At 49.0% G+C, this 4,318-nt stretch carries 4 protein-coding genes and 4 tRNA genes; 7 read left to right on the top strand and 1 reads right to left on the bottom strand.

The features are described 5' to 3' along the window. Nucleotides 1-174 precede the first annotated feature (174 nt). Both murB and birA read left to right on the top strand, forming a co-directional pair. Nucleotides 175-1,203 (top strand): UDP-N-acetylmuramate dehydrogenase, encoded by a 1,029-nt coding sequence (gene murB / locus ABLV11_RS06940; RefSeq protein WP_126489612.1) that lies wholly within the window; start codon nt 175-177, stop codon nt 1,201-1,203. Continuing rightward, on the top strand, nt 1,200-2,162 hold the full coding sequence (gene birA / locus ABLV11_RS06935) for a bifunctional biotin--[acetyl-CoA-carboxylase] ligase/biotin operon repressor BirA (RefSeq protein WP_023320143.1): 963 nt from the start codon (nt 1,200-1,202) through the stop codon (nt 2,160-2,162). The genes murB and birA overlap by 4 nt, the downstream gene beginning before the upstream one ends. A gap of 26 nt (nt 2,163-2,188) precedes the next feature. On the opposite strand, the gene coaA is transcribed toward birA, so the two are convergent. Continuing rightward, entirely contained in the window at nt 2,189-3,139 is a 951-nt protein-coding gene (gene coaA, locus ABLV11_RS06930; RefSeq protein ID WP_004109734.1) for a type I pantothenate kinase, read from the bottom strand. A 439-nt stretch (nt 3,140-3,578) separates the two neighbouring features. Here coaA and ABLV11_RS06925 point away from each other — a divergent pair. The 5 genes from ABLV11_RS06925 to ABLV11_RS06905 all read left to right on the top strand — a co-directional run. Next, nucleotides 3,579-3,654, top strand: a tRNA-Thr gene (locus tag ABLV11_RS06925). 10 nt (nt 3,655-3,664) lie between these two features. Beyond that, nucleotides 3,665-3,749, top strand: a tRNA-Tyr gene (locus tag ABLV11_RS06920). A 119-nt stretch (nt 3,750-3,868) separates the two neighbouring features. Continuing rightward, nucleotides 3,869-3,943, top strand: a tRNA-Gly gene (locus ABLV11_RS06915). A gap of 5 nt (nt 3,944-3,948) precedes the next feature. Then, a tRNA-Thr gene (locus tag ABLV11_RS06910) sits at nt 3,949-4,024 on the top strand. 116 nt (nt 4,025-4,140) lie between these two features. Next, the coding region (locus ABLV11_RS06905) for a GTP-binding protein (protein WP_000031655.1) at nt 4,141-4,318 on the top strand (178 nt) is incomplete at its 3' end.

Raw genomic sequence — 4,318 nt, 5'->3', positions numbered from 1 at the left:
TGCCAGGCATCAAACAAGTGAAGAGCCCATCCTGACGGATGGGCTTTTTGCGTTTCAGGGGTTTAACAATTCCTCCTGATAACGCCATGGTCTCTCGTCAACCCACGACGATCGGGCAAGCCTTCCCTCGCTATATACGGTAAACTAATGCAGATTTTGCATCTGGAAGCCACTATGAGCCACTCACTTAAGCCCTGGAATACCTTCGGTCTTGACCGTTCCGCCAGCGCGATTGTACGCGCCGAAACTGAAAAACAGCTACTGGATGCCTGGCAGAATGCCGTTGCAAAGCGCCAGCCAGCTCTGATCCTTGGTGAAGGAAGTAACGTCCTGTTTCTGAAGGATTATTCCGGCACGGTGATTATCAACCGTATTATGGGTATAGAAGTGAGTGAAACACCTGACGCCTGGCATTTGCACGTGGGCGCGGGAGAAAACTGGCATCAGCTGGTACAGTTTGCGCTAAATAATGGAATGCCTGGTCTGGAAAATCTGGCCTTAATTCCTGGCTGCGCCGGCTCCTCGCCGATTCAAAATATTGGGGCTTATGGCCTTGAATTAAAAAAGGTTTGCCAGTACGTTGATTGTATTGAGCTGGCGACCGGGCAGAAGCAACGACTCACCGCTGCTGAGTGTCGCTTTGGCTATCGGGATAGCATTTTTAAGCATGAGTATCAGGACCGCTATGCCATCGTAGCTGTTGGTTTGATCTTACCAAAGGCATGGCAGCCCGTTTTGACCTATGGCGATTTAACCCGGCTGGATCCGCAAACCGTCACTCCGCAACAGGTATTTGATGCCGTATGCCATATGCGCATGACCAAACTTCCCGATCCAAAAGTGAATGGAAATGCGGGAAGCTTCTTTAAGAACCCGGTTGTTAGCACGGAGAAGGCTAATGCGCTACTGACCTCCTATCCAAACATCCCTCACTATCCACAGCCCGATGGCAGCATGAAGCTTGCCGCCGGCTGGCTTATCGATCAATGCCAGCTTAAAGGAAAAGTGATTGGCGGTGCAGCGGTACACAGCCAGCAGGCACTGGTATTAATCAATGATAATCAAGCAACCAGTGAGGATGTGGTTAAGCTGGCACACTATGTACGTCAGCAGGTTGGTGAAAAGTTTGATATCTGGCTGCAACCAGAAGTGCGCTTTATTGGCGAAACGGGCGAAGTGAATGCCGAGGAGACTATCGCATGAAAGACTATACCGTCCCTCTGACGCTGATATCCATATTAGCTGACGCTGAATTCCATTCAGGTGAACAACTTGGTGAGCGTTTAGGGATGAGCCGCGCCGCAATCAACAAACACATTCAAACGTTACGCGACTGGGGAATTGACGTCTTCACCGTTCCGGGTAAAGGCTACAGTTTACCTGAGCCCATTCAGCTTCTGGATGAAGAGCAGATCGCCAGGCAGATTGAACACGGGCGGGTCACCGTGCTACCGGTTATTGATTCCACCAACCAGTATCTTATGGACCGACTCGGTGAGCTGCAATCCGGTGATGCCTGCGTGGCTGAATATCAGCAGGCCGGTCGCGGCCGCCGCGGGCGTAAGTGGTTCTCTCCGTTTGGATCTAATCTTTATCTATCAATGTACTGGCGACTGGAGCAGGGCCCTGCAGCCGCCATTGGTTTGAGCCTGGTCATCGGGATCGTGATTGCCGAAGTGCTGCAAAGCCTGGGGGCGGATAAAGTACGGGTAAAATGGCCGAACGACCTCTATTTACAGGACCGGAAACTGTCCGGGATCCTGGTCGAGCTGACAGGGAAAACCGGCGACGCAGCGCATATCGTTAGCGGCGCAGGGATTAATTTAATGATGCGCCGCGTTGAGTCTGACGTTGTCAATCAGGGCTGGATCAGCCTGCAGGAAGCGGGGATGGCTATCGATCGTAATACGTTAGCAGCTTGTCTAATTAAAGAGCTGCGGGCGGGGTTTAAACTTTTTGAGAACGAAGGCTTAGCACCCTATCTGACCCGCTGGGAAAAGTTGGATAACTTTATTAATCGCCCGGTTAAACTTATTATTGGCGATAAAGAAGTCGTGGGTATCTCTCGAGGCATTGATGCTCAAGGAGCATTATTACTGGAGCAAGATGGGGTAATAAAACCCTGGATTGGCGGTGAGATATCATTGCGAAGCGCGGAATAAAAAAAGGGGAGCTGACGCTCCCTTCTTTATTTCCTTAAACGCACCTGATTAACTGAGTGGTTTGCGCTTTTGGTCATTATAAGGCTTGCTCGCTCGCGTGTCGGTAAGATGTTTTCTTTTAAATTCAGAAGATTAATCTCATTCCAGAGCGATGTGGCAACATTAATTGCTTCATCTTTAGACAGCTGAGCATAGCTATGAAAATAGGAGTCCGGGTCGGTAAATGCGCCTTCGCGAAATTTCAAAAAACGGTTGATATACCAGGTCTTAAGCAGTTCTTCTGGCGCATCGACATAAATTGAAAAATCCACAAAGTCCGAAACAAATACATGGTGCGGATCGTGAGGATAATCCATCCCGCTCTGCAGAACATTTAATCCTTCAAGAATTAATATATCAGGCTGAGTAACGGTTTTATCCCCATCAGGAATGACGTCATAAATCAGATGAGAATAGACCGGCGCGGTGGCGTCAGGAACCCCGGATTTCAGGTCGGAGACGAATTTAACCAGGCGGTGCATATCATAAGACTGTGGGAAGCCTTTTTTCTTCATCAGGCCGCGCTCTTTCAGTACGGCGTTAGGATGCAGAAAACCATCCGTAGTAATCAATTCTACGTGACGATGTTCAGGCCAGCGGCTAAGTAAAGCCTGGAGTACGCGCGCGGTGGTGCTTTTCCCGACGGCCACGCTACCCGCAATGCTAATGATGTACGGAATGCGTTGCCCGTTGGTGCCCAGGAATTGTTCCAGTACAGCCTGTCGGCGCAAATTGGAGCTGATATAGAAATTGAGTAAACGCGACAGCGGCAAATAAATTTCTGCTACTTCTTCCAGGGAAAGATCTTCGTTGATGCCTTTTAACCGCGTGATTTCTTCTTCTGTTAGCGTCATCGGAACGGAATCACGAAGTGCAGCCCATTGGTCGCGGTTAAATTGTAGATACGGTGTCATTAACGTTTGCTCTTTTAGGCTCATAAGCATGCTCTTGCAACCGCCGAATGACATGAAGGCGGAGTGCTTCACACTAGTTAATCAGGACAATGGGCAGGAGGGTAACACCAGATTGCGAGGAATAATAAGAAAAAAACTCATTGAATGATGCTTTCTAAAGGTAGCATCACAGAGATGAATGGTTTAGCAAGGGCATATAAAGTTCTCAGTAGAAGCATCCGGCTTATTCAGTGAATATTGTGACCGGGTTGCGATGTATCGATGCCGCTTTAGCAGTTTGGAAGAGGATTTTGCTCTCTTCGACAATCGTTTCTAAGGAGAAGGTTGGCGTATTTTTGTGCTGCTCTGTTTGAAATTACACCATTTTTTCTCGCCAGAGCACAAAATGTGAGCAATAGAACATTTTCTGCAATTTTTTAGTTGCATGAACTCGCAGGTCTCCCTAGAATGCGCGCTACTTGATGCCGACTTAGCTCAGTAGGTAGAGCAACTGACTTGTAATCAGTAGGTCACCAGTTCGATTCCGGTAGTCGGCACCATCAAGTGCCTGGTGGGGTTCCCGAGCGGCCAAAGGGAGCAGACTGTAAATCTGCCGTCATCGACTTCGAAGGTTCGAATCCTTCCCCCACCACCATCTTTCGGCAACGCTTTGCGGAGCCAGAGTTGATTGGTTAAACTGGTCAGCTCAAACAGAAAAAGAGACGCTTCTCTTTTTTTTGTTATAGAAAGAACTGGGTAGCCGAGTTTCAGGATGCGGGCATCGTATAATGGCTATTACCTCAGCCTTCCAAGCTGATGATGCGGGTTCGATTCCCGCTGCCCGCTCCAAACGTGCTGATATGGCTCAGTTGGTAGAGCGCACCCTTGGTAAGGGTGAGGTCCCCAGTTCGACTCTGGGTATCAGCACCACTTCTTTATCTCTCCTCCCCTGTTTCTCTCTAGTTTATTGCATTCAACAAGTCGGGCATGTTGCCCGGTTGATGTGGTGATATCACCGATTTATCCGTGTCTTAGAGGGACAATCGATGTCTAAAGAAAAGTTTGAACGTACAAAACCGCACGTTAACGTCGGTACTATCGGCCACGTTGACCATGGTAAAACAACGCTGACCGCTGCAATCACTACCGTTCTGGCTAAAACCTACGGCGGTGCTGCTCGCGCATTCGACCAGATCGATAACGCGCCGGAAGAAAAAGCTCGTG

Source organism: Klebsiella sp. GW_Kp181 (assembly GCF_040062315.1).
GTDB lineage: Bacteria > Pseudomonadota > Gammaproteobacteria > Enterobacterales > Enterobacteriaceae > Klebsiella > Klebsiella oxytoca.
This window is presented reverse-complemented; position numbering and strand designations above follow the sequence as displayed.

Coding starts and splice junctions, on each gene's coding strand:
- murB (WP_126489612.1), top strand. CDS start 175: ATGAGCCACTCACTTAAGCCCTGGAATACCTTCGGTCTTGACCGTTCC.
- birA (WP_023320143.1), top strand. CDS start 1,200: ATGAAAGACTATACCGTCCCTCTGACGCTGATATCCATATTAGCTGAC.
- coaA (WP_004109734.1), bottom strand. CDS start 3,139: ATGAGCCTAAAAGAGCAAACGTTAATGACACCGTATCTACAATTTAAC.